The sequence below is a fragment of the Planktothrix sp. genome (assembly GCF_046067725.1).
In the GTDB taxonomy this organism is placed as follows: Bacteria; Cyanobacteriota; Cyanobacteriia; order Cyanobacteriales; family Microcoleaceae; genus Planktothrix.
This window is the reverse complement of record NZ_JBJUDF010000184.1, coordinates 1-2801: the sequence shown is the minus strand read 5'-3', so window position 1 is coordinate 2801 and position 2801 is coordinate 1. Positions and strand designations below refer to the sequence as shown.

Sequence of the window (2801 nt, the reverse complement as noted above, 5' to 3'; positions counted from 1 at the left end):
CTCCCAGATAGGCTGCTTTTTCCAGTAGTAGCGACTTCTATTAGGAAGAAAAGGTGTTGAAACAACATCCCATCGAATGACTCTTCCCACCAACCTTTCAAAAGTAGCGACTTCTATTAGGAAGAAAAGGTGTTGAAACTTGGAGAAAGAAGTATGTGTATATTCCTAGAGAAAGTAGCGACTTCTATACTTGACAAACATTTATTTGTTAAGACATACTTGTAAAGTATACATTTTCACTTTGAGAGACTTGTAACTAACTATGGAACTAAGAGCATTTTTCACAGGTCTGACTGTAGCCAGTTTGGTTATTCCCAGTGTATTAGCAAATACATCAAAAGTTTTAGCTGAAGACATTACCATTCTGTTAGAAAATAAAACAAGGGCAAATATGACAGAATTTTACGCTTCTCCTAGTGGGACTCAAAATTGGGAAAACGATATTTTAGGTGATGATGTTTTACGCTCTGGAAAGGCGATAGAAATTAATTTCAATGATGAGCGCACAACTTGTATCTATGACTTTCAAGCCAAATTTGCTGATGGTGATGTAATCGAAAAATATGATATCAATATTTGTAAATTGGCAGGTGGTAGTTACCAATTTTATGATTAGGTTGATAAGTAGGGGCAATTCATGAATTGCCCCTACTTTAATTTAACCGAGATTAAACAGGCAATTTAGAGTCTTTCGCGTCCTTAATTCGCATTGTCCAGAATTGAATCGTATCAGAAATTTCGATTAACAAATCTGTTAATAAAACCTGCTGATTAAAATTCAAACTTCTGAACCGTTCTTGAAATTGTTCCGTCGTCATCTCCGCCTTAATATTGAGATGAGATCCGACAATTTTACACAACACCACTCGCGCCACACCCCAAGCAAAATAACGGCGTTGTTCGTCCGAACCCCCCGCAGCATTGGGAACACCGCCTCCTAATAACACCGAAGAACGAGACATCGCCCAAAATCGTTCTACGCCCCAACTTGCCACATAGTCACTAATTCCACTGGCGGCCCCTTGCCAGTCTCCCAGAGAATTTGCCCCCTTATTTAAGAGGGTAAAAACCTCTCGATCTAACTCATAGGATGTTACCGACATGATATTTCCTCCTTAAATCTTTTCAATTAAAATTCGACCAAAACCCACACTCCATAACCCGCCTAAATAATGTTCAGCATGGAGAAACTTTTCCCAGTCCTCGACATTTTGAACCTGACCCCGTGTAGTCCAAGAAGTTAAAAAAACCGCCCCCGGAGGAAACCCTTCCACCCCAAACAAATTTTTAACTAAATTGCCTTTTTCGTCCGGTTCATCATGCAAACTCACACGAGGTTGACGAACTAACCCCATATCAACAAATAAATTAATACTGGTGTCAGGAACAATAATTAAGCGATCGCTGGGAATAGAACTGGGAACAGGCAATTTTTGCCCCTCATTCGGGTTGCGATATTGTACCTTTTCTAACTTCAACCACCGCAAATAAACCGTTTGATTATTTAAGGAATTATCCGTGATCAAAACCTTATTTCGATCTAAATTCAAAGGCGACTGTTGAGATAATTGTTGAAAACGATTTAACCATTGTAAACAACTCACCCACCAGTTACCATAACCCAAGACATGAACGGGCCACCAAACGGGCCAGCCCCACCCTAAAGCGATCGCCCCTGGGGAAATAGCGTTATCCTGACCCCCAAACCAATGATTAACAAAATTAGCGTGGGTGTGTTCGGCGTGTTCCCGCAAAGCCCCCCGCAGAGAACTCCCCGGAATAGCCGGAGTGCGATCGCTCAGGCGAAAAATCGGGTTATTATTTCCCCGACTGCTACTATCCGCCCCGCCAATATGTACAGGTTCTTGACAAATTAACCATTCTGTAGTCATGATGCAATCCTCAAAATAACCATAAATGTCCATAACCCAAGGCATCCCGATGAAAGGCATCAGGATAAGGCCCCGACTCTGATACCGGAGGCGTTCCCTCCCATAAATACACCGCCCCCGCAGGCGTCATCCATTCCCCCGGCGTCAAGACGGAAACCCGACGGTTTGGGTCTTTGCGATCGCGTACCTTCTTCCACGACTGCCAAGGAATGCCCATTTCTGCCGCGTAACCCTTGACGCCTGGGGGTTTGGGGACAGAAATTTTCCGTCCCGGTTGTTGCCATAAAGCCGCCGTCAGTAAAATTCCCCCTTGGGGTTGGGGACAGGAGGCCGTTAACCATTGCCAATTGTTCTTTTCTTGAATAGGGCTGATAGTAACGGGGGTTCCCGCCCCCAATATTCCCCAGTCGGGGGGTTGATAGTCGCCGATAATTTTGACTAAAATTGACCATCCGGGGGCCATTAAAGTCGTTTGTTCGGCAAAAAATCCCCCCTCGTCCACCACTTGAAAGTCTTGGCGACGGTTATGGCTGAGGGTGAGGGACTCCCAAGGTAAAGGCTGAAGCGGGTTATCGGGGGCTGTACCCGACTTAAACATTAACTTTTGCTCTTGCCAAAATAGCTGTAAAGTGTTACCCGGTATTAAATATTGACCTCCGATCACTTCAATGTCTTTTCCTTGGTGTTCCGGTTGCACCTGCCATTGTTCGGTATTTGTCCACTGCATTCGATACAGGTTGCGAGGTAAGTTCGGGGACGCAATATCAACATCGAGGGTATAAACGGGCAAGGGTAAGGGAACATAAAATTCACTCTTATATTCCCAAAACGGCCCCCAGAGTTGACTCTGACTGGGTAAATTCAAACAAGCTGCCAACTGATGCCCATTCGGGGGCCAGCGACAACCGA

The 2801-nt window shown here is 44.4% G+C and carries 4 protein-coding genes; 1 reads left to right on the top strand and 3 read right to left on the bottom strand.

Annotated features, from left to right (window positions below):
- Positions 1-262: 262 nt before the first annotated feature.
- The gene (locus ACKPEB_RS11285; protein WP_408964993.1) at positions 263-616 is read left to right on the top strand and encodes a hypothetical protein; all 354 of its coding nucleotides are present in this window, start codon (positions 263-265) and stop codon (positions 614-616) included.
- 52 nt (positions 617-668) lie between these two features.
- Here the strand turns inward: ACKPEB_RS11285 and ACKPEB_RS11280 are convergent, their stop codons facing one another.
- From ACKPEB_RS11280 to ACKPEB_RS11270, 3 genes are all read right to left on the bottom strand, one after another.
- Positions 669-1103 carry a hypothetical protein gene (locus ACKPEB_RS11280; RefSeq protein WP_408964992.1) on the bottom strand — a complete coding sequence of 145 codons (435 nt, stop codon included), beginning with the start codon at positions 1101-1103 and terminating at the stop codon, positions 669-671.
- A 12-nt stretch (positions 1104-1115) separates the two neighbouring features.
- Complete coding sequence (locus tag ACKPEB_RS11275) at positions 1116-1892, bottom strand: RAMP superfamily CRISPR-associated protein (protein ID WP_408964991.1); 777 nt, start codon at positions 1890-1892, stop codon at positions 1116-1118.
- 10 nt (positions 1893-1902) lie between these two features.
- A partial coding sequence (locus ACKPEB_RS11270) for a hypothetical protein (protein WP_408964990.1) occupies positions 1903-2801 on the bottom strand: 899 nt, incomplete at its 5' end.

Excerpts from the sequence above, each read along its gene's own strand:
- ACKPEB_RS11285 (WP_408964993.1), top strand. The coding sequence starts at position 263 with ATGGAACTAAGAGCATTTTTCACAGGTCTGACTGTAGCCAGTTTGGTT.
- ACKPEB_RS11280 (WP_408964992.1), bottom strand. The coding sequence starts at position 1,103 with ATGTCGGTAACATCCTATGAGTTAGATCGAGAGGTTTTTACCCTCTTA.
- ACKPEB_RS11275 (WP_408964991.1), bottom strand. The coding sequence starts at position 1,892 with ATGACTACAGAATGGTTAATTTGTCAAGAACCTGTACATATTGGCGGG.